Consider the following 25,558-nt stretch of genomic DNA (forward strand, 5'->3'; position numbering starts at 1 on the left):
GCTGGAGAGGCAGACGGCGTGCGTCACTTGGGCTTGCTCCAGGGCGGCGGCCAGCGAGTCGGTCACCCGGCGGTAGTGGGCGAGCACGTCGGGAGCGGTGAGGTCGGGCGGGACCATGACGTAAACCGCACGGGCGCCGGCGAAGGCGCGGGCCAGAGCGGTGGAGTCGGTGACGTCGCAGGCGAAAGGCTCTGCACCGCGGGCGGCGAGTCCTTTCAGGCGCTCGGCGCTGCGGCCCAGCACCCGGACTTTCTGTTTTTCCTGGAGCAGGGCTTCGGCGGTGATTTTGCCGGTGTTGCCGGTGGCGCCGGTGAGGACGTACATGGGGGACCTCCGCGGAGTTGGATGGCGGGGAAGGTTTCAAGGTTTCAAGGTTTCAAGGTTTCAAGGTTTCAAGGTTTCAACGCGATCGGGTCATCGGGTCATTGGAAAAGCAGATCCCTCGTCGCGGCGCGACTCGGGATGACAAGCGCTAACTCCTAACTCCTAATTACAAACTCCTTAGGTGGCGGCTGCGGGCAGTTGCTTCAGCAACGCCGCGGCTTTGCGGAACCAGGGGCGCTCGCGGCGGCGCAGGTAGGAGGGCATGGTGGGCTTCTTGGCCAGGATGCGCTGCGCCCAGTCGCGGGCCTCGGCGGGGTGCTGCTGCGCGGCCAGGAAGCAGGCGTAGTTGTACTGCGTCTCGGAGAGGGTGGAGATGCGCAGCACCTCAGCGAAGAGAGCGGCAGCTTTCTCCGCCCGGCCGGTCTTGCCGTAGGCGTGGGCCAGCAGGCCGCGGGCGCGGTGGTAGTCGTAGGTGGGGTCCTTGGCCACCACCCGCTCCAGGTCGGGGAGGGCGGCGGCGAAGTCGCCCAGCTCGAGTTCGCAAAGAGCGCGGCGGTAGAAGGGATCGAGCGAGTCGGTGCGGGTGGAGATGGAACGGTCGAAGTACTGGCGGGCGAGGGCGAACTTGCCGTCCTCGAAATAGAGTTCGGCCAGCTCCTCGCAGTTGGCGGGCGAGGGATTGTCGAGGATCATGGCCTCGAGCTGGCGGATGCGCTTGCGCCGGGGAAAGACCTTGAAAGTGGCGCGCAGCAGCCCCAGGTCGGGCAGCGCCTCGACCACCAGGTAGACCGCCGCGCCCACCGGTCCCAGAAAGATGATGATGAAGAGCCAGTAGGTGTCGGGGCGGCGGCGGATGAAGTGGATGATGGCCAGGGCCTGCAACAGCAGGCCCAACGGGCCGAAGGAGTAGAGCAGGTGGGTCATGGGAAGCGGGGACTATAGCAGGAGAAAGGAGTTGGGAGCTAGTAGTTAGGAGTTAGCGGGAGGGGTCAGGGGTCAGGAAAAGCACCCAGACTTGCAGCCAACTCCTAACTACAAACTCCTAACTCCTACCACAAGGGCTCGCCCTTCTTATCGCGGAAGGTATAGGTGACCTGGCCCTTCTTGATGGTGCGGGCGAGGAAGGTGTCCTTGCCGTCCATCTGGACCACGGAGCCGGTGACCTCGACCTCGTCGCCCACGGCAAAGCCGAACTGGTATTCGGTGAGGAACTTGCCGGCGGCGACGTGCACTTCAACCACACCCTTCTCGGTCTTGACCTCCAGGTGATAGCCGGCGGGCCCGCCGATCTTGCAGGCAAAGGTCTTGATCTCCTGCACCGTGCCCTTGATGGTGGTCTCGGTGGCGGGGTCGTACTTGGGGGCGGCGCCGGCCTGCGGCGGCTTGGGGCCGGCGGCGGCGGCGGAGAGCGCCAGGGCGGCGACCAGGACGAACAGCGACAGCGCGTGGTAGAGGGCCTTCACGGCAGCACCTCCCGGCAGCGACTCGCTGCCAGCTCAAGCCTAGCGCGGCCGCGGGACGCAAACCGTGACTGATGTCACAAGTGGATGTGATGGAAAGAAGCTCTTAGCTCTTAGCTCTCAGTTCTTGGCACTCGCTGCTGGCTCCTGGCTCAGGGCATAGAAGGAGGGGCGTCCCGTATACTGAAGGGCTTTTTCGGCGGGCGCTCATGGGATGGTTCCGGAAGAAAGAGAAGCAGGAGCACAAGGTGCTGCGGCAGGCGGCGCAGGCGGCCGGCCGGGTGACGCCCGAGTACCACCGCGCCACCCCCGAGTGTCCCCATCCCGAGCGCTGGAGCATGCTCGACTCCATGACCGCGGAGGTGGAGGTGCTGGAGTTCCTGCGCGCGCTGGTGCTGACGCTGAAGCCGGAGCTGATCGTGGAGACCGGGACCTTCCGCGGCATCTCGACCATCCGCATGGCGGAGGCGCTGCGCGAGAACGGCCTGGGGCGGATCGTGAGCTGCGAGTCCGATCCCCTGGTGCTGGCCAAGGCGCAGGAGACCATCGCCGCCTCGGGGGTGGCCGAGTGGATCGAATTGCGCAACCAGTCCAGCCTGGAGATGAAGGTGGAGGGCACCATCGACCTGTTCTTCAGCGACAGCGACCTGCCCGTCCGCGAGCAGGAGGTGCGGCGCTTCCTGCCGCAGATCAACCCCCACGGGCTGATCCTGATGCACGACGCCTCCTCGCACCTGAAGCAGGTGCGGGAGGCGGCGCTCAGGCTGGAGGAGGAAGGGCTGCTCTCGGTGGTGCTGCTGCCCACGCCGCGCGGCCTGGTGGTGGCGCAGAAGCGGGCGGGGCGGAAGTAGCGGGAGCGGGAGCGTGGGCGAGAGCCGGTGCGACCTGGTCATCGTGGGCGGCGGGATCGTGGGGCTGGCCACGGCGCTGGCCCTGCTCCAGCGGCGGCCGCGCCTGCGCCTCGTCGTCCTGGAAAAGGAAGCGCGGCTGGCCGCCCACCAGAGCGGCCACAACAGCGGCGTAATCCACTCCGGCATCTACTACAAGCCGGGCTCGCTCAAGGCGGAGACCTGCGTGGAAGGCGCGACCGCCATGCTGGAGTTCTGCCGCGCGCACGGCATCCCCCACCGGGTCTGCGGCAAGGTGGTAGTGGCCACGTCCCAAGAGGAAGTGCCGGCGCTGGAGGAGTTGCGGCGGCGGGGCGAGGCCAACGGCGTCGCCGGGCTGCGCATGCTGAGCGCGGAGGAGTTGCGGGCGATCGAGCCCCATGCCGCCGGGGTGCGCGCGCTGCAGGTCCCGGGAACGGCGATCACCGACTACACCGCGGTCTGCGAGAAGTACGCGGAATTGCTGCGCGCGGCGGGCGGCGAGGTGCGCACCGGGGCCCGGGTCACCGGCATCGTGCGGCGCGGCGGCGAGACCGTGGTGGAGACCAGCGCGGGCGAGGTGCGCGCCCGTTTCTTGGTCAATTGCGCCGGGCTGCACTCCGACCGCATCGCGCGGATGGCGGGAGCGGATCCGGGAGTGCGCATCGTGCCCTTCCGCGGGGAGTACTACGAATTGCGGCCCGCGGCGCAGGCGCTGGTGCGCGGGCTCATCTACCCCGTCCCCGACCCCAAGTTCCCCTTCCTGGGGGTGCATCTGACGCCGCGGGTGCAGGGCGGAGTGGAGGCGGGACCGAACGCGGTGCTGGCGCTCAAGCGCGAGGGCTACGGGAAGCTAAGCTTCAGCCCGCGGGACGCGGCCGCGACCTTGTTCTACGGCGGCTTCTGGCGTCTGGCGGGACGCTACTGGCGCTCGGGCGCGGGCGAGATGGCGCGCTCCTTCCTCAAGAGCAGGTTCGTGCGCGCGTTGCAGAAGCTGGTGCCGGAGCTGCGGAGCGGGGACCTGGGGCCCGGGGGCGCGGGAGTGCGGGCGCAGGCGGTGGACGCCAGCGGGGCGCTGGTGGACGACTTCCGCATGGTGCGCGGCGAAGGCGCGATCCACGTGCTCAATGTGCCCTCGCCGGCGGCTACCGCCTCGCTGGCCATCGGAAAAAGGATCGCGCAGATGATGGAAGAGGCGCTTCGCTCTTAGCTCTTCGTAGCGGGACGCGGGGAGTTGAGCAGGATGTCGCGCAGGGAGACCAGGCCCTTGACGCGGCCGTTCTCGCAGACGGGCAGGTGGCGGAAGCCGTACTCCTTCATCAGGAAGAGGCAGTTCTCGACCGGCTCGGCGGGAGGCACGGTGCGCGGGTTGGCGGTCATGACCTCGGCCACCGGGGTCAGGCCGGGGCTGCGCCCCGCCGCCACCACCCGCCGCAGCAGGTCGCGCTCGGAAAAGATGCCCACCAACTCGCCCGCGCGCAGCACGGCGACCGCGCCCACGTTGCGCTCGTTCATCAGGCGAGCCGCCTCCAGCACCGTCTGATCGTGCTGAACGGTGAGGATCTTCTGCTCCTTCACCAGGTCGTTGACCACAGCCATGGGATTGCTCCTCTGCCCAGGGAGGATGAGTCAGTTTCTCCCAAATCGGAAGGGGTTGCAAGGGGAGTCGCCAGCAGCCAGGAGCCGGTCGCCAGAGTCGCCTGGCTTGCCCGTCGCCGCGCTCCAGGTCGCTCGGCGCGGATTTTTCCCGCTCCTTCCCCCCGGCGCGCGGCCCCCGCGAACGCACGCGGGAGGCGGATTTGCGTCACGGCGGATTGTGACCCGGGTCACTGCCCGCAGCCCAGAGAGGGCGCAAGGTAGGAGTCCAGAGGGTTGGGCCCTCCCTGCTCCATGTCTCCGAGGCATGTGACGGGGCCGGCCACCCGAGGAGCCCGCATGAGCCAACCGGCGAAGAAGCTCGCCCCCAAGATCGCAGAAGACCTGCTGGTCTGCCCGCTGTGCCATGGCAAGGGCCTGGCCCCGCGGGCCGAGGCCTCGCGCTACCTGGCGGAGAACGTGGGCTCGGGGCTGGGTTCGCCCGCCCCGCAGAGCTGCGAAGACCATGCCGCGGCCACCACCGGCAAGGGCGGCCATGCCCGGCAGGTGCGCAACTATCCCTCCGCCGAAGTGCTGTGGCGCAGGAGTCCCAAGGAGTAGCCAGGAGCGAAAGGCGCTGCCATGCCCCAGATCGAATCCGCAGAAGCTCAGCAGCAGCTGGAACAGACCCTCGAACACTTTCCCGACCGGCGCGCCAGCCTTATTCCCCTGCTGCAGGAGATCCAGACCACCTTCTACTACCTGCCCGAGCCGGCGCTGCGGCGGGTGGCGCGCAAGCTGCGCATGACCCTGCCCGAGGTCTACCAGGTGGCCACCTTCTACCGCTGCTTCAGCCTGAAGCCGCGGGGCAAGCACCTGCTGCAGGTGTGCCTGGGGACGGCCTGCCACGTGCGCGGAGCGCCACGAGTGATGGACCGGGTGCTGACCGACCTGAAGCTGAGCCAGCCCGGTACCACCCCCGACTGCCAGTTCACCGTGCTGGGAGTGCGCTGCGTGGGCTGCTGCGGCCTGGCCCCGGTGGTGCGCGTGGACAACAACACCCATCCTCACATGTCGCAGGCCAAGGTCAAGGGGATGCTGAGGAAGTACGCCCCGCCCGCGGGCGAGGCGCCCAAGATGCAGGCGGAAGCCGAAGGAGAGAGCGATGCTGCCGCTGAGGTCGGTTAAGGAGCTGGAGACATTCCGGGCGCAGTGCCGCGAAGGACACGATCCCCAGCGGCCCTGCCTCACGGTGTGCGCGGGCAGCGGCTGCACCGCCAGCGGCGCCCATGAAGTGCTGGCGGGCCTGCGCGCGGAACTGGCGCAGCGCGGGCTGGAAGGCGCCATCGACGTCAAGAGCACCGGCTGCCACGGCTTCTGCGAGCGCGGTCCCCTGATGATCATCTGGCCGGAGGGCACCTTCTACAACCAGGTGACCGTCCACCACGTGCGCGAGATCGTGGCCAGCGTCGGCAACGGGCGCCAGCCGGTGGAGAAGCTGCTGTACGTGGACCCGGCCAGCGGGCGGCGCGTGCTCAAGGAAGACGAAGTCCCCTTCTACGCCCGCCAGCAGCGCATCCTCTTCGGCAACAACGGGCGCATCGATCCCAAGGAGATCCGCGACTACCTGCAGGTGGGCGGCTACCAGGCGCTGGGCGGCGTGCTCTCGGGCCGGAGCGCGGAAGAGGTGGTCGGGGAGATCACGCGCTCAGGGCTGCGGGGACGCGGCGGCGCGGGCTTCCCCACCGGGGTGAAGTGGAGCGTGGCGCGGCAGAACCCGGCGCCCCGCTACGTCATCTGCAACGCCGACGAGGGCGACCCCGGGGCTTTCATGGACCGCAGCCTGCTGGAAGGCAATCCCCACAGTGTGATCGAGGGCATGATCATCGGGGCGTATGCCCTGGAAGCGGAGGAAGGCTTCGTCTACGTGCGCGCCGAGTATCCGCTGGCGGTGGAGCATCTGCGAGCGGCGCTGCAGCAGGCGGAGGAGTGCGGCCTGCTGGGCGACGATATCCTGGGCAGCGGAAAGAGATTCAAGATCAACGTGGTGGAGGGCGCGGGCGCCTTCGTGTGCGGCGAGGAGACGGCGCTGATCGCCTCCATCGAAGGGCGGGTGGGCGAGCCCCATCCCCGGCCTCCCTACCCCGCGCAGAAGGGCCTGTGGGGCCGGCCCACGGTGATCAACAACGTCAAGACCTGGGCCAGCGTGCCGCAGATCCTGAACCGGGGCGCGGAGTGGTATGCCTCGATCGGCACGGAGAAGAGCAAAGGCACCATGGTCTTCTCCCTGGTGGGCAAGATCAACAACACCGGCCTGGTGGAAGTCCCCATGGGCATCACCCTGCGGGAGATGATCTACGAGATCGGGGGCGGCATCCCCGGAGGGAAGCAGCTCAAGGCCATCCAGATCGGAGGTCCGTCGGGGGGCTGCATCCCGGCCACCCTGATCGATCTGCCCATCGATTACGAGCGGCTGCGCGAGGCCGGCTCCATGATGGGCTCCGGCGGCATGGTGGTGATGGATGAGTCCACCTGCATGGTGGACGTGGCCCGTTACTTCATGGAGTTCCTGGAAGACGAGTCCTGCGGGCAGTGCTTCCCCTGCCGGGAAGGGACGCAGCGCATGCGGCAGATCCTCACCCGCATCTGCCGCGGCCAGGGCCTGGAGGAGGACCTGCCGGTGCTGGAGGACCTGGGCTGGCTGATGCAGCAGGCCTCGCTGTGCGGGCTGGGGCAGACCGCCGCCAACCCGGTGCTGACCACCCTGCGCTACTTCCGGGACGAGTACCTGGCGCACATCCGCGACCACGTGTGTCCCGCCAAGGTCTGCAAGGAACTCATCTACTACGAGATCGAGCCCACGCTGTGCGATGGCTGCGGGGCCTGCGTGAAGGTGTGCGCCGGCGACGCCATCCTGGGCGAAAAGAAGAAGGTGCACACCATCGACCGGGCCAAGTGCACGCGCTGCGGCGCCTGCCTGGAGGTGTGCCAACCCAAGGCAGTGCTGGTATCCACAGGAGCAATGGCGTGCCGAACCTAACCATCAACGGCATCAAGGTCGAAGTGGAGCGCGGCACCAGCGTGCTGGAGGCGGCGCGTTTCCTGGGCATCCCCATCCCTACCCTCTGCCACGAGGACGGGCTGCTGCCGGCGGGAGCCTGCCGCCTGTGCGTGGTGGAGGTGCACAACGGGCAGAACGGGGCAGCCAAGCTGCTCACCGCCTGCACCCTGCCCGCGGAAGAGGGCATGCAGGTGCGGACCCACTCGGCGCGGGTGCAGAAGACGCGGCGCCTGCTGCTGGAGCTGTACGTGGCCACCTGCCCGCAGTCCAAACGCATCCAGGACCTGGCCTCGGAGCTGGGGGTGCACCAGTGCCGCTATGAGGCCAAGCACGAGACTTGCATCCAGTGCGGGCTGTGCGTGCGCATGTGCGAGCAGCAGATGATGGCGGGGGCCATTGGCTTCGCCGGGCGCGGGCTGACGCGGCACGTCTCCCGCCCCTTCGACATGACCGACGCCACCTGCCGGCAGTGCGGGGCGTGCCTGTACATCTGCCCCACCTGCGAATTGCGCTGCGCCGGCCCGCAAGCCGAGTCCACGCTGTGCAACGGATGCCTGAATTTTGCGCCGGTGTGCTTCCAGAGCTACGAGGACGCCATGTGCTTCCTGGAGCCCTGCCACGCCTGCGAGTTGCCCGGGCCCCTGCGTCCCGACGTGAAGGTGACGCTGAGCCCGGTCACCCGGCCCACGAATACCTATAAATGAACAGGGAGAGGTTATGACCTATACGCGACTGAATGCTTCAGCGGCCACGCTGACCAAGAACCGGACGGAAGACTCCATCAGCCCCTTCAGCGGGATGTGCGCCACCTGCGTGGACGGCTGCATCGGGATGTGCGAGATCGGCAAGAGCGCCTATCGCGGCCCGGAGATGATCTACCCGCAGCCTTTCGGGATCATCACCACCGCCTCGCAGAAGGACTACCCGGTGGACCTCTCGCACTTCACCATCCTGGGGCGGGCGACGGGAGCGTGGGGGATGGAGGCGGACTCCAACCGCGCGCTGTTCCCCAACGTGGACCTGGAGGTCACCATCGGGCGCGACCCGGGGATCCGCTGCCGGCTGCCCTTCGGGGTGGCGGCCATGGGCTCCACCAACGTGGCCAAGAACAACTGGGCAGGGCTGGCGGCGGGGGCCGCCATCACCGGCGTGCCCATGTGGATCGGGGAGAACGTCTGCGGCATGGACATGGAGTCGCGGCTGGAGAACGGCCGCGTGATCTCCAGCGTGGACCTGGAGTGGCGCGTGGCCTGCTACCGCGAGTGGCAGCAGGACTACGGCGAGATCTTCGTGCAGGCCAACGTCGAGGACACCATGCTGGGGGTGCAGGAGTACGCCCTGCAGAAGCTGGGCGTGAAAGCCCTGGAGCTGAAGTGGGGACAGGGCGCCAAGGACATCGGCGGCGAGGTCAAGATCCGCGACCTGAAGAAGGCGCAGGAGCTGCAGAAGCGCGGCTACGTGGTGCTGCCCAACCCCTCCAACGCGGTGGTGATCGAGGCCTTCAAGAAGGGCAGCTTCCATGAGTTCGAGCGGCACTCGCGCGTGGGCATGGTCACCCAGGACTCCTTCCTCAAGCGGGTGGAGGAGCTGCGCAAGCTGGGCGCCAAGTACATCACGCTGAAGACCGGCGCCTACCGGCCGGTGGACCTGGCGCGGGCGGTGAAGTTCGCCTCCCTGGCCGAACTCGACCTGCTGACGGTGGACGCGGCCGGCGGCGGCACCGGCATGTCGCCGTGGCGCATGATGAACGAGTGGGGCATCCCCGGCATCGAACTGCACTCGCTGCTGCGCGGATACCTGGAGAAGCTCAAGGCGAAGGGCAAGTTCGTGCCCGACGTGGCCCTGGCCGGAGGCTTTACCTTCGAGGACCAGATGTTCAAGGGCTTCGCGCTGGGCGCGCCCTTCGTGAAGATGATCGCCATGGCGCGCTCGCCCCTGGCCGCCACCATGGTGGCCAAGACCATCGGCAAGTCGATCGAGTCACAGGACCTGCCCATCTACATCCAGCGCTTCGGGATGAGCGTGGACGAGATCTTCGTCACCGCGCCCGAGCTGCGGCAGCGCTTCGGCGACCGCTTCGACAAGCTGCCGGTGGGCGCCGTCGGCTTCTACACCTACCACCAGCGCCTGGCGCAGGGACTGCGGCAACTGATGGCGGGAGCGCGCAAGTTCGCCATCCGCTACATCGGGCGCGACGACATCGCCGCGCTTACGCAGGAGGCCAGCCAGATCAGCGGCATCCCCATGGTCAGCGACGTCGACCGCGAGGAGGCAGAAGCGCTTTTGGGCCAGTAAGTCAGGAAACGGAAACACGGCCAGGCAGGCCCGGCGCGAGCCGGGCCTGTCTGTTTGGCCTCTCCGCGCGCCAACTCCAAACTCCTAACTCCTAACTCCTGACCGCTGACCCCTGACTCCTTGCTGTGATACAACTGTCGCCCGCGAAAGGAAGGCACTATGCGCAAGACATTCTTCCCCATCCTCCTGCTGCTGCTGGCAGCGTGCGCGGCGGCGCAGGTCAAGCCCGAGCAGGGTGACTTCGTCATCCGAGACTTTCACTTCAAGAGCGGGGAGACGCTGCCTGAGCTGAGAATCCACTACTACACCCTGGGCACGCCGCAGAAGGACGCGGCCGGCAACGTGACCAACGCGGTCCTCTTACTGCACGGCACCAGCGGCTCGGGACGCAACTACCTGGGGGAGAACTTCACCACCGTCATCTTCGCGCCGGGCGGGCCGCTGGACGCCACCAGGTTCTTCATCATCCTGCCCGACGACATTGGGCACGGCAGGTCCTCGAAGCCCAGCGACGGCCTGCACATGCGCTTCCCCCACTACGACTACGACGACATGGTGGAGGCGGAGTACCGGCTGGTCACCGAGCACCTGGGCATCCATCACCTGCGGCTGGTGGGCGGCATCTCCATGGGCGGGATGCACACCTGGCTGTGGGGGGAGGAGCACCCGGAGTTCATGGACGCGCTCTTCCCGCTGGTCAGCCAGCCCATCGAAATCGCGGGGCGCAACCGCATGTGGCGGGAGCTGTGCGAAGACATGATCCGCGACGACCCGGCGTGGCAGAACGGCGAGTACCATCAGGAGCCGCCCAACCTGGCGCTGCTGGGCGAGATGTTCGCGGTCGCGGTAGCCGGGCCGTCGGATGCGCAGAAGCGCGCCCCGACCCACGATGCCGCCGACCACCTGCTGCAGCAGGTGGGATCGCGCTACAGCTCCGCCATGGACGCCAACGACATCCTGTACGCGCTGGAGGCTTCGCATGACTACAACCCCTGGCCGCGGCTGGAGGCCATCCGGGCCAGGCTGGTGGCGGTCAACGCGGAGGATGACTTCATCAACCCGCCCGAGTTAGGCGTCATGCCGGAGGCCATGAAGCGGGTCGCGCACGGCCAGTACGTGCTGCTCAAAGTCGCCGACGGCGCCCACGGGCACGGCACCTCGGGAGAGACAAAGATGTGGGCGCCGGTGCTGCGAGTACTTCTGGGAGAGAAGTAGGCAGGGGACGGAAGGCAAAAGGAAAAAGACAAAAGGAAGTGAAGAAGCAGGCCCGGCATCAGGCCGGGCCTGCTAACTTTTGCTAACTTTCAACTGCTGGCCGCCAACGACTGGCCTCAGGAGCGGTTGCTGGAGCGGCCGCTAGCGGGCGGCAGGCTGAGGGGCTGGCGCAGGCGGAAGGTCACCGCTGACTCTGCCGCCACTGTGACCTGCTTTCTGCCGGTCAAGGCGGCAACACCCAGCCCGGCGCCGGCGCCCACCGGCCCGCCGATCAATGCGCCCTTGCCGCCGGCGGCCAGCGCCCCGATGAGGGTGCCCGCGCCACCGCCACCTCCGATCCATCCGAGGTTGCGCACCTTGTGGCTGCCGCTGACCCGGCCCACGGTGTTGGTGCGCAGCTCATAGCTCTCCTGATCCAGGCGCAAGCTGTCCAGGGTGAGTTCCAGGCTGGCGCGGCCGCGCAGCCGGCCCGAGGGATGGGCGTACACCACCCGGCCCGCCACCGGCGTGCCGCTGGGGATGACCACCTGGTCATCCACCACCACGGGGGAGAGCACGGTCGCGTCGAAGGGCTCGCCCGCGTAGCTGGAGCGCGTGGACAAGCTCTGATCCAGCTTGACCATCAGCGCCGTCCCTTCCGGGACGGTCACCAGGTCAGGTTTGGCGGCCTTCACCGCCCGGTTGACCAGGGTGCTGCCCGAGAAGGTCATGGCCACGGCCAGTGGAATGGCCAGAAGGACGTACTTCATTCTGTTCCACAGCATTTCGGTACCTCCTAGAGTGGCTCCTTAGTTGGATGGCTGGAGCGGGGGGAGGGATGTCAGGCTAACCGATTGCATATACAAGACTTAGCGCAGATATCGGGGAGGAGTCCCGGCCCGTCGCCCGCCCGCTTTCAGGCCGCCGTGGCTTCGTCCTGGGGCGGGCCGATGCGCTGTTGAGCGCGGGCGCGCAGCCACTGGGCCAGCGCGGGATTCTGTGCCAGGTGGGCGCTGAACTCGCGGGCCGAGAGGCGCCGCCATTCGCCGCCCTCGATCACGCGCACTTCGATGAGCCCGTGGTGGATGCGGTAATCGGCGACGGGATGGCCCTGAGGCGATTCGATGTGAAGCTGGTTCGGGATCATGTCTAGGGCTCCAAGAGAACGTTGAGAAGCCTGGTCAGGGACTTCTTCTGGGGCGCGCCGGGCTCGGCGTCGGCGGGGTGATCGGGGAGAAGCGCCAGACTGTTGGACGAGCAACTTCGCGGCCACGACGAAGGCGCGTAAGTGCCTGATCCGGCAGGGGGTGGAAGAGGGGCGGCAAGCAGAATCTTCACCCAGCAGGAAATCCCTGCATGCTGTGGGGAGAGGTGGTCGTGGCAGCGGGTTCCTGCCGTTGGGCCTTAGGAGCCGGGGGTGACCGAATCGGGTGCGCGCTGAGAGGAGGTTTGGACAAAAACCGAAGTCTCCTGTATGATGTCTTTGCGTTCGATGGAAGCGGTTGTGAGCGGTATCCGCGTTAAGCGTTGCCTGCCTCTGCAGTATCCTCCGGTTCATTCAGCGCTATCTCAAGAAAAAGGAATGTGTGCAACACAATGGAACAAGGAACAGTGAAGTGGTTCAACGACGCCAAGGGCTACGGCTTCATCACCCGTCAGAACGGTGAGGATGTCTTCGTGCATTTCTCCGCCATCCAGGCGGAGGGCTTCCGCAGCCTGCAGGAAGGCCAGGCCGTGCAGTTCAACGTCGTGAAGGGACCCAAGGGCTGGCAGGCAGAGAACGTACAGCCTCTCTAAGAAGCTCCCGCTTCTGAAAAGCAACGAGGGCGGCGCAAGCCGCCCTTTTTGTTGCAGCAGGAGTCAGGGGTCAGTCGTCAGGAGTCAGGAAGAGCCATGAGCGGCAAGATCCGCAATATCGCCATCATCGCGCACGTGGACCACGGCAAGACCACGCTGGTGGACGGCATGCTGCGCCAGAGCGGCATCTTCCGCGCCAACGAAGCGGTGGTGGAGCGGGTCATGGACTCCAACGAATTGGAGCGCGAGCGCGGCATCACCATCCTGGCCAAGAACACCGCCGTCTTCTACCAGGGGGTGAAGATCAACATCGTGGACACCCCCGGGCACAGCGACTTCGGGGGCGAGGTGGAGCGCGCGCTGAAGATGGTGGACGGGGTCATGCTGCTGGTGGACGCCAGCGAAGGCCCGCTGCCGCAGACCCGCTACGTGCTCAGTAAGGCGCTGGAGGCGGGGCTGCCGCCCATCCTGGTGATCAACAAGATCGACCGCGGCGACGCCCGCCCGCAGGAGGTGCTGAACGAGGTCTACGACCTGTTCATCGACCTGGATGCGAAGGAAGACCAGCTCGACTTCCCCGTGCTCTACACCAACGCCAAGACGGGGACGGCGAGCGCCGACCCGGCCCGGCCGGGTACCGATCTGCGCCCGCTCTTCGAAGCCATTCTGAAGACCATCCCGCCGCCCGCGGGTGACGCAGCGGGCCCGCTGCAGGTGCTGGTCGCCAACCTCGACTACAGCGACTACCTGGGACGGCTGGCCATCGCGCGCGTCTTCCACGGCACCCTGCGCACCGGCGAGGAGGTGGGCATCGCCAAGCTCGACGGGCGGTTGGAGAAGGTGAAGATCACCAAGCTCTTCAGCTTCCGCGGGCTCAAGCGCGAGGACATCGACGAGACCACGCTGGGCGACATCGTGGCGGTGGCGGGGGTAGAGGGCATCACCATCGGCGAGACCATCACCGGAGCGGAAGAGCCGGCGCCGCTCGCGCCCATCTCCATCGACGAGCCCACCCTGGCCATGCTGTTCACGGTGAACACCTCGCCCTTCGCCGGGCGCGAGGGCAGCTACGTCACCTCGCGCAACCTGCACGAGCGCCTGGAGAAGGAACTGCTCACCAACGTCTCCATCCGGGTGAAGGAGACCGGCAACAAGGATTCCTGGAAGGTGATGGGGCGGGGCGAACTGCAGCTCGCCATCCTCATCGAGATGATGCGGCGCGAAGGCTTCGAATTGATGGTGGGCAAGCCCGAGATCGTCACCAAGCGCGTGAACGGCAAGCTGCAGGAGCCGGTGGAGCGGCTGACCATCGACATCCCGGAGAACTTCGTGGGAGTGGTGATCGAGAAGCTGGGCGGGCGCAAGGGCGAGATGCTGAAGATGCACAACCACGGCTACGGGCGGGTGCGGCTGGAGTTCCGCATCCCCAGCCGCGGGCTGATCGGGCTGCGCTCGGAGTTGCTCACCGACACGCGCGGCACCATGGTCATGAACGCGCTCTTCGACGGCTACATCGAGTGGCAAGGAGAGATCCCGCACCGGCCCACCGGCGCGCTGGTGGCCGACCGCCCCGGCACCACCACCGCCTACGCGCTGTGGGGGCTGCAGGAGCGCGGCGAATTGTTCACCGGGCCAGGGGTGGAAGTGTACGAGGGCATGATCATCGGGGAGAACGCCCGCGACAACGACTTGGACGTGAACGCGGTGCGGGAGAAGAAGTTGACCAACATGCGGGCCTCCACCGCCGACGAGGCCATCCGCCTGGTTCCCTTCCGGGCGCTGAACCTGGAGCAGGCCATCGAGTTCATCGCCGAGGACGAGTTCGTGGAGGTCACCCCCAAGTCGCTGCGCCTGCGCAAGAAGGTGCTGCCGTCCAACCGCCGGCCGCGCAAGAACCAGGTGCCGGCGGGGGTGGAGAAGGAATAGGCGCGGGGCGCCTCCCTTGCCCGCTCGCTGCGCTCGCGGCCTGTCGGCGCTGGAGACTATTCCGGCACGCGACCCCGGGGCTGACGCCCCGGGCTAACCCAAATGCCGCCCTCCGGGCTGGGTCGGTCGAGCGTGCTCGATCGCTGTACCAAGGAGATTTGTCTCCGTGCCTCCGTGTCTCTGTGTCTCCGTGGTGGGTCTTCCCTAGCAGGAGTCACGGCGGAAATAGATCCAGAACTGGACCTGGGCTGAGACCGGCTCCCGGCCCTTCCTGGCGGGCTCGAAGCGCCACTTGGAGATGATGTCGGCGGCGCGGTCGTCCAGGCCCAGTCCGAAGGGGTCGGTGATCAGCAGGGCGCGCAGGGAGCCGTCGGGACCGATTACGCCTGCCAGCCCCACCTCGCCCTCGATCTGGCTGCAGACGGCGATGGGAGCGTCGAGGGAGTCGCCGCGGCCGATCACCCGCGGCCAGGAGACGTCGCCGCGGCCGGGGGTGTACAGGGTCTCGCCAGGGAGGAAGTCGGCCAGCGCGAACTCCACCGACTGCCACTGGTTGGTGAGCACGAACCTCCAGTAGGAGGGGGTGAAGTCGGCGAGCCTCTCGTCGGCGCGCAGGAAGACGCGGGCCAGCAGGCGCAGGGCGTCGGCGCGGGTGCGCGGCGGCTCCGGCCACTGCACCTCCACCGTGACCGGCCCGGCGTTGTGGTGGCGCAGATGCCCTGACGAGCCGAAGAGGAAGTGCTGGCGGCGGCCGCGCAGCACGATGGCGTCGCGGGTGAGGGAGACTTCCTGCACGCGGATCTGGGCGTCGGTGGTCCAGGGGCCCACGGGGCCCGCTTCCAGGGGCAGGCCCAAGGAATCGAAGCGCAGCCGCTCGCCCGAGTAGAAGGTGCGCAGGGTCACCATCTGGTCGGCGAACGTCTGCCGAAGCTGTGCTTCCAAAGCCGCGTCCTGGCCCCGGGCGGGCAGGGGCAGAAGCAGCAGGACGAGGGCCAGCAGCCGGCGCATGCCCCCTATTCTAGCGGGCGGGAGGCAGGGGGCTTTCGTGTAACTTAGGGGCGCGCGGGGCGTCCCAGAAGCATCCAATCCAGGGACGCGGGCCACGTTCTTCCAAGCGAGGAAAGCGAGCATGCTGATCAAGAAAGCGGCAGACATCCTGGCATCGGAGATCACGCCCCAGAGCATCTACCTGAACCGGCGGAAGTTCCTGGCCGGGGCGGCGGCGGTGGGAGCGCTGGCCGTGGGCGGAGTGAAGCTCGCCGAGATGCTGCAGCCGGACCAGGGCGCGGCGGCCGCGGCCGCCAGGATCGATGGCATCCAGAAAAGCGCCTTTTCCACCGACGAGAAGCCCACCCCCTTCAAGGACATCACCAACTACAACAATTACTACGAGTTCTCCACCGACAAGTACGAGCCGGCGGGGCTGGCGGCGGCCTTCCACCCGCGTCCCTGGACGGTGAAGGTGGAGGGCCTGGTGAAGAAGCCGCAGACTTACGACCTGGACACCATCCTGAAGATGGCGCCGCCGGAGGAGCGCGTCTACCGCCACCGCTGCGTGGAGGGATGGTCGATGGTGATCCCCTGGGTGGGCTTCCCGCTGGGCGCCTTCCTCAAGCAGGTGGAGCCGCTGGGCAAGGCCCAGTACGTGGCCTTCGAGACCGTGTACCGGCCCAACGAGATGCCGGGGCAGCGCTCCGACGTGCTGGCGTGGCCGTACGCGGACGGGCTGCGGCTGGACGAAGCCATGCACCCGCTGGCGCTGCTGGCCTTCGGTCTCTACGGCGACACCCTGCCCAACGTGGACGGAGCGCCGCTGCGCCTGGTGGTGCCCTGGAAGTACGGCTTCAAGAGCATCAAGGCCATCGTCAAGATCAAGCTGGTGGGGAAGCAACCGCCCTGCTCCTGGAACGTCGCCATTCCCCAGGAGTACGGCTTCTACTCCAACGTGAATCCCAACAAGGACCACCCGCGCTGGAGCCAGGCCACGGAGCGGCGCATCGGGGAGTTCTTCAAGCGCAAGACCCTGATGTTCAACGGCTACGACCAGGTGGCCTCGCTCTATAGCGGCATGGACCTGCAGAAGAACTTCTGATGACGAACCGGCGGATCGTCGGGCTGAAGGTGGGAGTGTGGCTGGCGTGCCTCACGCCGCTGGGGTTCCTCGTCTGGAAGGGACTGACCGACCGGCTGGGGGCCAATCCCATCTCCGTGATCACCCTCTCCACCGGGCTGTGGACGCTGACCTTCCTGATGATCACGCTCGCCATCACGCCCTTGCGGCGGCTGACGGGGCAGGCGTGGCTGATCCGCTTCCGGCGGCTGGTGGGGCTCTTCGCCTTCTTCTACGGGTGCCTGCACCTGACCACTTACGTGTGGCTGGACCAGTTCTTCGACGTGCACAGCATGCTGAAGGACGTGTACAAGCGGCCCTTCATCACCGCCGGCTTCACGGCGTGGGTGCTCATGCTGCCGCTGGCGCTGACCTCGACGGCGTGGGCCATCCGCAAGCTGGGCGGGAAGAACTGGCAGTGGCTGCACCGGCTGATCTACCTGAGCGCGACGGCGGGGACCATCCATTTTTATTGGCTGGTGAAGAAGGACGTCACCGTGCCGGTGCGGTACCTGGTGGTGCTGGGGGTGCTGCTGGGTGCGCGCGTGGCGCTGTGGGCGTGGCAGCGGCGGCGGGTAGCGGCCCCGGCGCTGCAGCCGGAAGCGGCGGATTAGAAACGGTCGTTGGTCGTCAGTCGTTGGTCGTTGGCCTTCGGTCGTCGGCAAGAGTCGTTGGTCGTTGGCCCTACTCCCCTTAGCTCCTGGCAACCAGCTACTAGCTACCTCTTGCCAAGTATCGCGGCACAGGCCAGAATCTCTTCCCCGGAGAAGGCGATGGCGCGAGAGTACAGAACCGGCGACTGCGTGCTGGCCATGACCACGGGGCCGGACCTGGTCCTCTCTCTCACCTGCAACCTGGCGCAGCGCTGGCAAGTCACGGTCTTCGATTCCGCGAAGAAGAAAGCCACGCTCACCGACCACGAAGAGCCCACGCTGGAGGCCGCCAAGCGCTTTGCCACCGGCTTCGTCGCGTCCCAATACGGCGTGGATGTGGGCGGCGCCACCTGGAAGGAAGTGCTGAAGGTGCGGCCCTCGGGGCCCTCGGGATGAACATCCACAAGGCGACCAAGCGCTACGAGGCCTGGGTGGGCAAGCGCACTACGCTGGTGCCGGCCGACCTGAAGAGCAAGCACGAGCGCATGGCGGAATCGCCGTTCCTCTTCTTCCGCGGCACCTTCTACCGCTGGGCGCAGCTCTGGCCCAGGGTCTGTCCGGAGCTGGCCGCGGCCCCGGAGGTGCTGGGCGTCGGCGACCTGCACGTGGAGAACTTCGGCACCTGGCGCGACGTGGAGGGCCGGCTGGTGTGGGGCATGAACGACCTGGACGAGGTCTACTGGATGTCCTACGCCAACGACCTGGTGCGGCTGGCGGCCAGCGCCCAACTGGCCGCCGAAGCCGCTCACCTGGACCTGATCGCCAAGGACGCGGCCGAGGCCATCCTGGAAGGCTACCGCGAAGGCCTGGAGGCAGGCGGTCGCGCCTTCGTGCTCGACGGCCGGCATCCCTGGCTGCGCGAGGTGGCGGTGAGCGAATTGCGCGAGCCTGTCCGCTACTGGAAGAAGATGGAAGCTCTGCCCCGCGCCCGCGAGGTCCCGGAGAGCGCGCGCGAGGCCCTGGAAGCGCTGCTGCCGGAGCGCAGCTTGCAGTACAACCTGCGCACGCGGGTGGCGGGCATGGGCAGCCTGGGCCACCAGCGCTTCGTCGCCCTGGCCGAGTGGAGGGGCGGGCGGGTGGCGCGCGAGGCCAAGGCGCTGGTGCCCTCCGCCTGGGTCTGGGCCAGCGACCAGCCACGCTCACAGGAGATCCTCTACAACTCCATGCTCAGCCGGGCGGTGCGCTGCCCCGACCCCTTCGTGCACCTGCGCGGGCACTGGGTGGTGCGGCGGCTGGCCCCGGACTGCTCCCGCATCGAGCTGGCCACGCTGCCCAAGGAACGCCATGACCTCCACCTGCTGCACTCCATGGGCTTCGAGACGGCCAACGCGCACCTCGGCAGCGAGAATGCTATCCGCAAGATAAAGAAGGATTTAGACGAGCGTCCCGGCAACTGGCTGGGCAAGGCGGCGGCTCGCATGGCCGACGCCCTGCGGGACGATTGGAAGGAGTGGAAGGGTTAGCGGAGGGAGTTCCGCCCGCTCCCGCGAGGGGTGGTCGTCGTAGTATCCTTGGGGGAGCGTCAGGCGACCCGCTAGCCGGTTCCCGACCACGATACCGCTTCCCCAATACTGCAGCACCTCTATGGCCCGCATCTCGCTGGAAAACCCGGCCTGCTACCTGAACCGTGAACTGTCGTGGATGGCCTTCAACCGGCGGGTGCTGGAGGAGGCCGAGGACGAGCGCAATCCCCTGCTGGAGCGGGTGAAGTTCCTGGCCATCACCGCCAGCAACCTCGACGAATTCTTCGAGGTGCGCATCGCCGGCCTGCTGCAGCAGATCGAAGACGCCTACACCGAGCCGGGAACGGACGGGTTGACCCCCACGGAGGAGCGCGACCTGCTGGCGCGCGAGACCCACGACTTCGTGGCAGCGCAGTACCGCTGCTGGAACCAGCGGCTGCGTCCGGCGCTGGCCGAGCAGGGCATTCGGGTGCTGGGGCTGGACGAACTGGACGCCGCCAACCGCGCCTTCGTGCAGGAGTACTGCGACAAGGAGCTGGATCCCCTGCTCACCCCGGTCACCGTGGACCCGGCGCATCCTTTCCCGCGGGTGATCAACAAGGCCCTGTGCCTGGCGCTGCTGCTGAGGCGGCGGCGGCGCTCGGCGGCCGCCTACATGGGAGTGGTGACCGTGCCGCGGGCGCTGCCGCGGGTGGTGCGCCTGCCCTCCAGCCACGGCACCACCGACTACGTCTTCCTCGCCGACCTGGTGACGGCGCACGCCCAGCGCATGTACCAGGGTTACGAGATCGTCTCGGCGGCGGCCTTCCGCGTCACTCGCAACTCCAACCTCTACCTGGAAGAGGAAGAGTCGCGCAACCTGCTGGAGTCGGTGCGCACGGAACTGCACAACCGGCGCAAGGGGGACGCGGTGCGGCTGGAGATCGAGGCCGAGGCCTCGGCGGAGATCATCGAGCGGCTGCGCACCAACTTCAGCCTGGAGCCCTGGCAGGTGTATCCCACCGAGGGCGCCGTGAACCTCTCCCGCCTGTTCAACATCTACGAGCAGACCGAGCGCCCCGAGCTGAAGTACCGCGCCTTCGTGCCGCGGGAGCTGCACCTGACCGCCAAGTCCAAGGACCTGTTCGAGGAGTTGCGGCGGCACGACGTGCTGCTGCACCATCCCTTCGACAGCTACGACGCGGTGGTCTCGTTCCTGCAGGCGGCGGCCGAGGACGAGCGCGTGCTCTCCATCAAGCAGACGCTCTACCGCACCAGCGAGGACTCGCCCATCATGCGGGCCCTGATCGAAGCGGCGGCGCACAAGGAAGTCACGGTGGTGGTGGAGGTGAAAGCGCGCTTCGACGAGGCCTCCAACATCCGCTGGGCGCGCAGCCTGGAGGACGCCGGGGTGCAGGTCTTCCACGGGCTGGTGGGGCTGAAGACGCATTGCAAGCTGGCGCTGCTGGTGCGCCGCGATCCCGACGGCGAAGTGCGCCGCTACGCCCACCTGGGCACCGGCAACTACAACCCCGTCACCGCGCGCTTCTACACCGACCTGAGCCTGCTGACCGCCGACTCGGAGATGACCGGGGCGGTGCACGGCGTCTTCAACTTCCTCACCGCCTACTCGGAGCAGCCGCACTACGATCCCCTGCTGGTCTCGCCGCTGGACCTGGCGGAACGGTCGCTGGAACTGATCGCGCGCGAGGCCGAGCACGCCAAGCGCGGGCGTCCGGCGCGCATCGTGGCCAAGATGAACTCGCTCACCGACAAGAACCTCATCCAGGCGCTCTACCGGGCCTCACAGGCGGGAGTGGAGATCGACCTGATCGTGCGCGGCATGTGCTGCCTGCGCCCGGGAATGCGGGGCGTGAGCGAGCGCATCCGCGTGCGCTCCCTGGTGGGGCGCTTCCTGGAGCACAGCCGCATCTTCTGGTTCGCCAACGGCGGCGAGGAGGAGATCTACGTGGGCAGCGCCGACTGGATGCCGCGCAACCTCTACGAGCGCGTGGAGGTCACCTTCCCGCTGCGCGATGAACTGCTGAAGCAGCGCGTGCGCCAGGAGATCCTGGAAGCCTACCTCGCCGACAACGTGAAGGCGCGCCTGCTGCGTCCCGACGGCAGCTACCTGCCGGCGGGGCTGCTGGTGAACGGCAGCGCGCGCCGCAGCAAGGCGCGGGCGGCCTCCCCCTTCCATGCCCAGGAGTTTCTCATCGGGCTGGCGGAGGGCCGGCAGGTGCTGGACCAGATGCCCGGACACGCCCCCCGGCGCGCCCGCTCCAGTAGAATCAGGGAGACGCGGTAAGCCATCATGACCATCTACTTCCTCCGCCACGCCAGCGCCGGCCAGCCCAAGAAAGGGAACCCCGAAAAGGACGCGAAGCGCGCCCTCGACCCCGACGGCATCGAGCAGTGCCGCTACATCGGCAGCGCCCTGGCGGCGCTGGACATCACGGTGGAGGCGCTGCTCTCCAGCCCGCTCAAGCGGGCGACGCAGACGGCGTCGCTGGTGGGCAACGAGATCGGCTACGACGGCAAGATGCAACTGGAAGCGGCGCTGCGCCCCGGGGCCGGCTTCGAGGACTTCCGCGCCCTGCTCGCCAAGTACGCCAAGTGCGAAGCCATCATGGTGGTGGGCCACAATCCCAACCTGAGCGAGTTCCTGAGCCTGCTGATCAGCGAGGGGCAGTCGGACTCGGCGGTGGACCTGAAGAAGGGGGCGGTGGCGCGGGTGGAGATGCGCGGCAAGAGCGGCACCCTGGAGTGGCTGCTCACCCCCAAGTCGGTGCGCACCATCCTGGCCAGCGCGGCGGGGAAGAAACGATAGGACCGAGTAGCGAGTACCGAGTTCTTGCCTTTCGCCTTCTGCCTCTAGCTTCTTCCGCGCGCAGCGCGAACCCCTGACTCCAGACTCCTAACTCCCCGTTCACGCCAGCCCCGCCGCCAAATCACGCCCAAACACCTCGCGGAAGTAATTCCGCTCCTTGGCCAGCGCCCACAGCTCCAGCTCGGCGCCGCGGCGGGTCTTGAGCTTCAGCAGGACGCGTCCGCCCTCCAGGCGAGCGCGCAGGCCGGTGACGGTGGCGCGGCGCCCCTGGTTCAGCGCCCGGGCCAGGCGCAGCAACACCACCGCGCGGGGCACGAAGCGGCGGTCCTCGGGCGCCAGCTTCTTCATGATCTTGTCGGCGGCAGCGGGCCGGGAGTTGCCCACGTAGCGCGCGATGGTGGCGATGACGCGGCGCTGCCGCGGGGTATAGCCGAAGATCTCGGAGTTGGCGATGAGGTAGTAGGCGTGGCGATGGCGGCCGGTGCGGTTCAAATAGCTGCCCACTTCCTGCAGCATGGCCGCGGCCAGCAGCCACTCCTGGTAGTCGGGCGGGAGGTCGTGGACGGGCCGGAGGGCGGCAAACAGCCGCGCGGCCAGGCGGCGGACGTGGAGCGAGTACTTGAGGTCGGCGTCATAGCGGCGGGCGACGGCCAGCAGCGCGTCCCAGCGCTCGGACTCCACCTGGCGGCCCAGGCGGGTGGAGCGGTCGCAGTCGGCGGCCATCTGGGCCAGCACGCCGTCGCGCAGGCCCAGCGGGGAGTAGCGGAAGGCGCGCAGGTTGCAGCGCTCCATGAGCCCGGCAAAGACTTCGGCGCCGGCGATGATGATCTCGGCGCGGCGCGGGCCGATGCCGGCCAGCGCCGCCCGCTCCTCCAGCGGGAGCTTGGCCAGTTGCCGGGCCAGCTTCTGCGTGACCGCGCGGGAGACGGTGCCGGAGGCGGTGCGGCCCAGGCGGCGGGCGCGCGCCGCCAGCGCCGCCGCTGTCCCTGAGGTCGCCACCACCCGCTGCGGGCGGCCGGCGGCGATGCGCCGCACCACCCGGCCCACCTCCTCCCCCACGTACTCGCGCAGGCGCTCCAGCTCCTTTTTCTTGGGAGGGTCGTGGCCCAGGAACTCGCCCGTCAGCCGCACCGCGCCCAGGGGCAGGCTGAACATGTGGCGGATGTGACCCTTTTCGGAAAGAGTGAGTTCGCAGGAACCGCCGCCCAGGTCCACCATGAGCACGCGGCGGGCGCGCACCCGGCCCAGGGTGAGCAGGCCGAGATGGATGAGGCGGCCCTCTTCCAGCCCGGTGATGACCTCGACCGTCCAGCCGGTGGCGGCGCGCACCCAGTCGAGGAAGGCCTGGGCATTGCGGGCGTCGCGCAGGGCGCTGGTGGCGACCACGCGGACCTGGTCGGCGCCGCGCGCCAGGGTGGCCTTGCGGAAGCGCTCCAGGGCTTCCACCGTCTGCGCCATGGCGTCGGGCGAGAGCAGGCCGGTGCGGAAGACGGAGGCGCCCAGGCGGGTGACCTGGCGGTCCTCGTGCAGCCTGTGCAGGCGGCGGCGAAGCAGGCGCGCGATCTTCAGCCGCACGGAGTTGGCGCCGATGTCGACCGCGGCGAAAGTGGGCATGGACGGAAGGATTGTAAACGTTTCAGGTTTCAGGTTTCACGTTTCAGGTGGAGTAGCTCCTAGCTCCTGGGCTTGGAGGCGGGCAGCTGGGAGAGCTTCGCGACCAGCGCCTTGAAGCCTGCTTCGTTGCGGAGGCGGTCGAAGGCGGGGTCGTCGAGGAGCTTGGCGTTGGTGAGGCCGCGGTCCACGGCCTTCTGCAACTCCTGGATGGCCGGCTTCTTCTCGCCCAGTTGGGCGTTCGCGGTGGCCAGCAGATAGCAGGCCCAGGCACTGTCGGGCAGGATGACCTCGCTGGCGCGGAACAGGTCTCGGGCGGGGAGATAGTCCTTCTTGAGCATGGCTTGCTGGCCGCCCTCGGCGGCATAGGAAAAGGCCGAGGCCAGGGCTCGCTCGATGGCCTGCGCGCGGGCGGGGTCGGAGCCTTTCTTCTTTTCGCGCTCGGCGTCACCGACCGCCGCGCGGAGCTGGGCCAGCAGGGTGGCGGGCTCGTCCGCTCCCTGCGCGATGCCGCCGACCAGGCTGACCAGGCGGTTGGCGACTTCGTCCTGCAGATCGAGTAGCGCCTGTTCGTTCTTCTGCGCCTTGCGGAACTCCTCGGAGGCGGCCAGCGACTGGGCGGCAGCCTCCACCTCCTTCACGTCGCGGAAGCCGCGGAAGTCCGCGACGATCTCGCGCTCGGTGCGGAGGGCGGCCACCAGCTCGCCGCGCTTCTGCGTCGCCTGCGCCTCGGCCAGCCGCTCTTCGAACTGCTGGTTGAGGAACTCCTTGTCTACCGGAGCCGCCCCTCGGGCCATGGCGCGCAACCGCAGCCAGGCCAGGGCGCGCCCAGCCACCTCCTTGGGCATCCAGTTGTGCGGGCCGTCATAGACCACGAAGCGGACGGCGGCGTGCCGTGCCACCAGCGCCTCGTCCAGCCGGAGCAGCTCGGGATAGTTGAAATCGGTGGTGCCGGCCACCAGGAACCAGTCGGCCACCTCCGGGCCGGGGACGGCGGCGCCCGGGAGCAGGCCCGCCCCGTTGGCGATCACTCCAGCGACACAGGTCTTGCAGGTCAGCGCGATGGAGGAGGCCACGCGCGCGCCGCCGGAAAGCCCGGCGACGTAGAAGCGGCGGGGATCGATGGCGTAGCGCTCATTCACATCCTTCCAGAGCAGTTGCACGGCCGCCGCCGGGTCTTGGAAGTTGCGCACGTCGTTGCTGCCCACCACCAGGAAGCCATGCTGCTCGGCCGCCTCCTGGAAGAGCTTGACCGCGACCTCCCCGCGGGCGAAGGGATCGAAGACCAGCAGCAGCGGCCAGCGCCGGGCCGGTGAGTAGGCCGAGGGCAGGTAGAGGGCGTAGCTGTTGGAGGAGTCGGCAAGTACCGCGACGGAGGGATGCACCACGCCGGGGGCCGGCGTCTGCGGATAAGCGGCCGAAGCAGTTCCGCACAGCACCAGGAGCAGTAGGAGGAGACGGCGCATGGGGTCTCAGCTCTTAGCCTTAGATGCAGGCCCGCAGGCCTGCGCCCCGCTGGGCTACGCGATGGCGCCGGCGCGCTGGGGAGCCCGGGCGGGGACGCGCGCGACCTGCTTGGCGCCGCTCTCCAGGCTGCGCTGCATTTCGAGCAGGCGGCGCTTGGCATCGCCGGCGGTGCGCACCGCTTCGGTGAACTTGGCGCGGGTGACGTTGCGCAGGGCGGCCAGCAGGGGCACCTCGCTGTGGTCGCCGAAGAGCTTCTCGGCGCGCGCGCTGAGCACCAGCCAGTCGTGCCAGGCGCCGACCGAATCCTGGATCTGCCTGAGGAGTGCGACCACTTCCTGGACGCGGGGCGTCTCTCCGCCCATCTCCGCGGTGTAGCGGGCGCGCTTGCAGCGCATGCGGAAGTCGTGCAGCTTCTGCTCGTTCAAGGGGCCGCACTCGCGGGCCAGGCGGGCGAACTCGCGCAGGGCGATAGCCGCGGGATCCGCTTCCGCACCGGCGGGGGCGGTCGCCGGCGATGCTCCCGCCCCTGCCAGATCGGCTTGCAGACGCTGGAGGCGGCGGCGGAGCTGGCGGCGCGTAGTCTTGTCCAGTGCATCCACCAGCTTCTTCTCGCGGCGGAAGCGGTCCTGGGCCAGTTCGTCCATGAGCTGGCGTTTGCGGCGGCTGTCGCCCATCTTCAATGTCTTCAGGGCGGCCATCTGCACGTCCAGGTCGCGCACGCGCCCGGCGCGCCGCCGCAGCCTGCCCAGCTGCTTCATGAGCTTGCGCTGATTGCGGCCGGGCTCGGCCACCAGCGCGTCCAGCAGGGTCTCCAGCCGGCGCACGGTGGTGCGGAAGCGGTGGACGCGCTCCGGGGCGGGCGCGGAGGGCAGCCGCGCGAGCAGGCGATCGAGCCGCTGCAGCAGGAACGGGGCGCGCTCAGGGTCGATGGGCATCCAGGGTCCCGG

Annotated in this window: 26 protein-coding genes; 16 read left to right on the plus strand and 10 right to left on the minus strand. The window is 68.1% G+C overall.

The genetic code is table 11. From position 1 onward, the window contains the following. The 3 genes from VEG08_04295 to VEG08_04305 all read right to left on the minus strand — a co-directional run. The coding region (locus VEG08_04295) for an NAD(P)H-binding protein (GenBank protein HXZ27204.1) at positions 1-324 on the minus strand (324 nt) is incomplete at its 3' end. A gap of 177 nt (positions 325-501) precedes the next feature. Further along, a complete protein-coding gene (locus tag VEG08_04300) occupies positions 502-1,248 on the minus strand; it encodes a tetratricopeptide repeat protein (GenBank protein HXZ27205.1) in 747 nt (248 codons plus the stop codon). A 125-nt stretch (positions 1,249-1,373) separates the two neighbouring features. Beyond that, positions 1,374-1,787 (minus strand): hypothetical protein, encoded by a 414-nt coding sequence (locus VEG08_04305; GenBank protein HXZ27206.1) that lies wholly within the window; start codon positions 1,785-1,787, stop codon positions 1,374-1,376. A 206-nt stretch (positions 1,788-1,993) separates the two neighbouring features. On the opposite strand from VEG08_04305, the gene VEG08_04310 reads away from it, so the two are divergent. Together VEG08_04310 and lhgO are read left to right on the plus strand one after the other, a co-directional pair. After that, entirely contained in the window at positions 1,994-2,635 is a 642-nt protein-coding gene (locus tag VEG08_04310; protein ID HXZ27207.1) for a class I SAM-dependent methyltransferase, read from the plus strand. A 13-nt stretch (positions 2,636-2,648) separates the two neighbouring features. Further along, positions 2,649-3,860, plus strand: coding sequence for an L-2-hydroxyglutarate oxidase (gene lhgO, locus VEG08_04315; GenBank protein ID HXZ27208.1), 1,212 nt, complete (start codon positions 2,649-2,651; stop codon positions 3,858-3,860). Here the strand turns inward: lhgO and VEG08_04320 are convergent. Next, positions 3,857-4,249: a CBS domain-containing protein gene (locus tag VEG08_04320; protein ID HXZ27209.1), complete on the minus strand. Its 393-nt coding sequence runs from the start codon at positions 4,247-4,249 to the stop codon at positions 3,857-3,859. The genes lhgO and VEG08_04320 overlap by 4 nt on opposite strands. A 336-nt stretch (positions 4,250-4,585) precedes the next feature. Between VEG08_04320 and VEG08_04325 the strand changes: the two genes are divergently transcribed. The 6 genes from VEG08_04325 to VEG08_04350 all read left to right on the plus strand — a co-directional run bounded on the left by VEG08_04325 (position 4,586) and on the right by VEG08_04350 (position 10,796). Then, positions 4,586-4,846: a hypothetical protein gene (locus VEG08_04325; protein HXZ27210.1), complete on the plus strand. Its 261-nt coding sequence runs from the start codon at positions 4,586-4,588 to the stop codon at positions 4,844-4,846. 21 nt (positions 4,847-4,867) lie between these two features. Then, positions 4,868-5,413 (plus strand): NAD(P)H-dependent oxidoreductase subunit E, encoded by a 546-nt coding sequence (locus VEG08_04330; GenBank protein ID HXZ27211.1) that lies wholly within the window; start codon positions 4,868-4,870, stop codon positions 5,411-5,413. Further along, a complete protein-coding gene (gene nuoF / locus VEG08_04335; GenBank protein ID HXZ27212.1) occupies positions 5,391-7,265 on the plus strand; it encodes an NADH-quinone oxidoreductase subunit NuoF in 1,875 nt (624 codons plus the stop codon). Before VEG08_04330 ends, nuoF begins: the two co-directional genes overlap by 23 nt. Beyond that, positions 7,253-7,990, plus strand: a complete 738-nt coding sequence (locus tag VEG08_04340) for a 2Fe-2S iron-sulfur cluster-binding protein (protein HXZ27213.1) — start codon at positions 7,253-7,255, stop codon at positions 7,988-7,990. Before nuoF ends, VEG08_04340 begins: the two co-directional genes overlap by 13 nt. A gap of 13 nt (positions 7,991-8,003) precedes the next feature. Further along, positions 8,004-9,581: an FMN-binding glutamate synthase family protein gene (locus VEG08_04345; GenBank protein ID HXZ27214.1), complete on the plus strand. Its 1,578-nt coding sequence runs from the start codon at positions 8,004-8,006 to the stop codon at positions 9,579-9,581. A gap of 159 nt (positions 9,582-9,740) precedes the next feature. Continuing rightward, a complete protein-coding gene (locus VEG08_04350) occupies positions 9,741-10,796 on the plus strand; it encodes an alpha/beta fold hydrolase (protein HXZ27215.1) in 1,056 nt (351 codons plus the stop codon). Between the two features lie 116 nt (positions 10,797-10,912). On the opposite strand, the gene VEG08_04355 is transcribed toward VEG08_04350, so the two are convergent. Beyond that, complete coding sequence (locus VEG08_04355; protein ID HXZ27216.1) at positions 10,913-11,560, minus strand: hypothetical protein; 648 nt, start codon at positions 11,558-11,560, stop codon at positions 10,913-10,915. A gap of 131 nt (positions 11,561-11,691) precedes the next feature. Further along, entirely contained in the window at positions 11,692-11,922 is a 231-nt protein-coding gene (locus VEG08_04360; protein ID HXZ27217.1) for a hypothetical protein, read from the minus strand. A gap of 449 nt (positions 11,923-12,371) precedes the next feature. Here VEG08_04360 and VEG08_04365 point away from each other — a divergent pair, with 449 nt between their 5' ends. Both VEG08_04365 and typA read left to right on the plus strand, forming a co-directional pair. Next, on the plus strand, positions 12,372-12,572 hold the full coding sequence (locus VEG08_04365) for a cold-shock protein (GenBank protein ID HXZ27218.1): 201 nt from the start codon (positions 12,372-12,374) through the stop codon (positions 12,570-12,572). Between the two features lie 96 nt (positions 12,573-12,668). After that, the gene (typA, locus tag VEG08_04370) at positions 12,669-14,498 is read left to right on the plus strand and encodes a translational GTPase TypA (protein ID HXZ27219.1); all 1,830 of its coding nucleotides are present in this window, start codon (positions 12,669-12,671) and stop codon (positions 14,496-14,498) included. Between the two features lie 204 nt (positions 14,499-14,702). On the opposite strand, the gene VEG08_04375 is transcribed toward typA, so the two are convergent. Beyond that, positions 14,703-15,506, minus strand: coding sequence for an energy transducer TonB (locus VEG08_04375; protein HXZ27220.1), 804 nt, complete (start codon positions 15,504-15,506; stop codon positions 14,703-14,705). A 121-nt stretch (positions 15,507-15,627) separates the two neighbouring features. Here VEG08_04375 and msrP point away from each other — a divergent pair, with 121 nt between their 5' ends. The 6 genes from msrP to VEG08_04405 all read left to right on the plus strand — a co-directional run bounded on the left by msrP (position 15,628) and on the right by VEG08_04405 (position 21,533). Next, positions 15,628-16,590 (plus strand): protein-methionine-sulfoxide reductase catalytic subunit MsrP, encoded by a 963-nt coding sequence (gene msrP / locus VEG08_04380; GenBank protein HXZ27221.1) that lies wholly within the window; start codon positions 15,628-15,630, stop codon positions 16,588-16,590. After that, a complete protein-coding gene (locus tag VEG08_04385) occupies positions 16,590-17,222 on the plus strand; it encodes a protein-methionine-sulfoxide reductase heme-binding subunit MsrQ (protein HXZ27222.1) in 633 nt (210 codons plus the stop codon). Before msrP ends, VEG08_04385 begins: the two co-directional genes overlap by 1 nt. Before the next feature lie 159 nt (positions 17,223-17,381). Beyond that, a complete protein-coding gene (locus tag VEG08_04390) occupies positions 17,382-17,657 on the plus strand; it encodes a hypothetical protein (GenBank protein ID HXZ27223.1) in 276 nt (91 codons plus the stop codon). Continuing rightward, positions 17,654-18,724, plus strand: coding sequence for a DUF2252 family protein (locus tag VEG08_04395; protein HXZ27224.1), 1,071 nt, complete (start codon positions 17,654-17,656; stop codon positions 18,722-18,724). The genes VEG08_04390 and VEG08_04395 overlap by 4 nt, the downstream gene beginning before the upstream one ends. A gap of 121 nt (positions 18,725-18,845) precedes the next feature. Beyond that, positions 18,846-21,011, plus strand: a complete 2,166-nt coding sequence (gene ppk1 / locus VEG08_04400; GenBank protein ID HXZ27225.1) for a polyphosphate kinase 1 — start codon at positions 18,846-18,848, stop codon at positions 21,009-21,011. Between the two features lie 6 nt (positions 21,012-21,017). After that, entirely contained in the window at positions 21,018-21,533 is a 516-nt protein-coding gene (locus tag VEG08_04405; protein HXZ27226.1) for a histidine phosphatase family protein, read from the plus strand. A 99-nt stretch (positions 21,534-21,632) separates the two neighbouring features. On the opposite strand, the gene VEG08_04410 is transcribed toward VEG08_04405, so the two are convergent. Genes VEG08_04410 through VEG08_04420 form a run of 3 tightly spaced genes read right to left on the minus strand, consistent with a single transcriptional unit; the run spans position 21,633 to position 25,546 of the window. Then, positions 21,633-23,147 (minus strand): Ppx/GppA phosphatase family protein, encoded by a 1,515-nt coding sequence (locus tag VEG08_04410; protein ID HXZ27227.1) that lies wholly within the window; start codon positions 23,145-23,147, stop codon positions 21,633-21,635. A 59-nt stretch (positions 23,148-23,206) separates the two neighbouring features. Beyond that, positions 23,207-24,610, minus strand: coding sequence for a hypothetical protein (locus tag VEG08_04415; GenBank protein ID HXZ27228.1), 1,404 nt, complete (start codon positions 24,608-24,610; stop codon positions 23,207-23,209). A 54-nt stretch (positions 24,611-24,664) separates the two neighbouring features. Continuing rightward, a complete protein-coding gene (locus tag VEG08_04420; protein ID HXZ27229.1) occupies positions 24,665-25,546 on the minus strand; it encodes a CHAD domain-containing protein in 882 nt (293 codons plus the stop codon). Between the last annotated feature and the right edge of the window lie 12 nt (positions 25,547-25,558).

It is taken from the genome of Terriglobales bacterium (assembly GCA_035624475.1).
GTDB lineage: Bacteria > Acidobacteriota > Terriglobia > Terriglobales > Acidobacteriaceae > DASPRL01.

Bases quoted from the DNA above. Each gene is read 5' to 3' on its own strand.
- typA (HXZ27219.1), top strand. From the start codon at position 12,669: ATGAGCGGCAAGATCCGCAATATCGCCATCATCGCGCACGTGGACCAC.
- VEG08_04320 (HXZ27209.1), bottom strand. From the start codon at position 4,249: ATGGCTGTGGTCAACGACCTGGTGAAGGAGCAGAAGATCCTCACCGTT.
- VEG08_04405 (HXZ27226.1), top strand. From the start codon at position 21,018: ATGACCATCTACTTCCTCCGCCACGCCAGCGCCGGCCAGCCCAAGAAA.
- VEG08_04420 (HXZ27229.1), bottom strand. From the start codon at position 25,546: ATGCCCATCGACCCTGAGCGCGCCCCGTTCCTGCTGCAGCGGCTCGAT.
- VEG08_04385 (HXZ27222.1), top strand. From the start codon at position 16,590: ATGACGAACCGGCGGATCGTCGGGCTGAAGGTGGGAGTGTGGCTGGCG.
- VEG08_04330 (HXZ27211.1), top strand. From the start codon at position 4,868: ATGCCCCAGATCGAATCCGCAGAAGCTCAGCAGCAGCTGGAACAGACC.
- VEG08_04350 (HXZ27215.1), top strand. From the start codon at position 9,741: ATGCGCAAGACATTCTTCCCCATCCTCCTGCTGCTGCTGGCAGCGTGC.
- VEG08_04360 (HXZ27217.1), bottom strand. From the start codon at position 11,922: ATGATCCCGAACCAGCTTCACATCGAATCGCCTCAGGGCCATCCCGTC.
- VEG08_04375 (HXZ27220.1), bottom strand. From the start codon at position 15,506: ATGCGCCGGCTGCTGGCCCTCGTCCTGCTGCTTCTGCCCCTGCCCGCC.
- VEG08_04355 (HXZ27216.1), bottom strand. From the start codon at position 11,560: ATGCTGTGGAACAGAATGAAGTACGTCCTTCTGGCCATTCCACTGGCC.
- nuoF (HXZ27212.1), top strand. From the start codon at position 5,391: ATGCTGCCGCTGAGGTCGGTTAAGGAGCTGGAGACATTCCGGGCGCAG.
- VEG08_04325 (HXZ27210.1), top strand. From the start codon at position 4,586: ATGAGCCAACCGGCGAAGAAGCTCGCCCCCAAGATCGCAGAAGACCTG.
- VEG08_04410 (HXZ27227.1), bottom strand. From the start codon at position 23,147: ATGCCCACTTTCGCCGCGGTCGACATCGGCGCCAACTCCGTGCGGCTG.
- VEG08_04365 (HXZ27218.1), top strand. From the start codon at position 12,372: ATGGAACAAGGAACAGTGAAGTGGTTCAACGACGCCAAGGGCTACGGC.
- VEG08_04310 (HXZ27207.1), top strand. From the start codon at position 1,994: ATGGGATGGTTCCGGAAGAAAGAGAAGCAGGAGCACAAGGTGCTGCGG.
- VEG08_04390 (HXZ27223.1), top strand. From the start codon at position 17,382: ATGGCGCGAGAGTACAGAACCGGCGACTGCGTGCTGGCCATGACCACG.
- VEG08_04395 (HXZ27224.1), top strand. From the start codon at position 17,654: ATGAACATCCACAAGGCGACCAAGCGCTACGAGGCCTGGGTGGGCAAG.
- VEG08_04415 (HXZ27228.1), bottom strand. From the start codon at position 24,610: ATGCGCCGTCTCCTCCTACTGCTCCTGGTGCTGTGCGGAACTGCTTCG.
- msrP (HXZ27221.1), top strand. From the start codon at position 15,628: ATGCTGATCAAGAAAGCGGCAGACATCCTGGCATCGGAGATCACGCCC.
- VEG08_04300 (HXZ27205.1), bottom strand. From the start codon at position 1,248: ATGACCCACCTGCTCTACTCCTTCGGCCCGTTGGGCCTGCTGTTGCAG.
- ppk1 (HXZ27225.1), top strand. From the start codon at position 18,846: ATGGCCCGCATCTCGCTGGAAAACCCGGCCTGCTACCTGAACCGTGAA.
- VEG08_04345 (HXZ27214.1), top strand. From the start codon at position 8,004: ATGACCTATACGCGACTGAATGCTTCAGCGGCCACGCTGACCAAGAAC.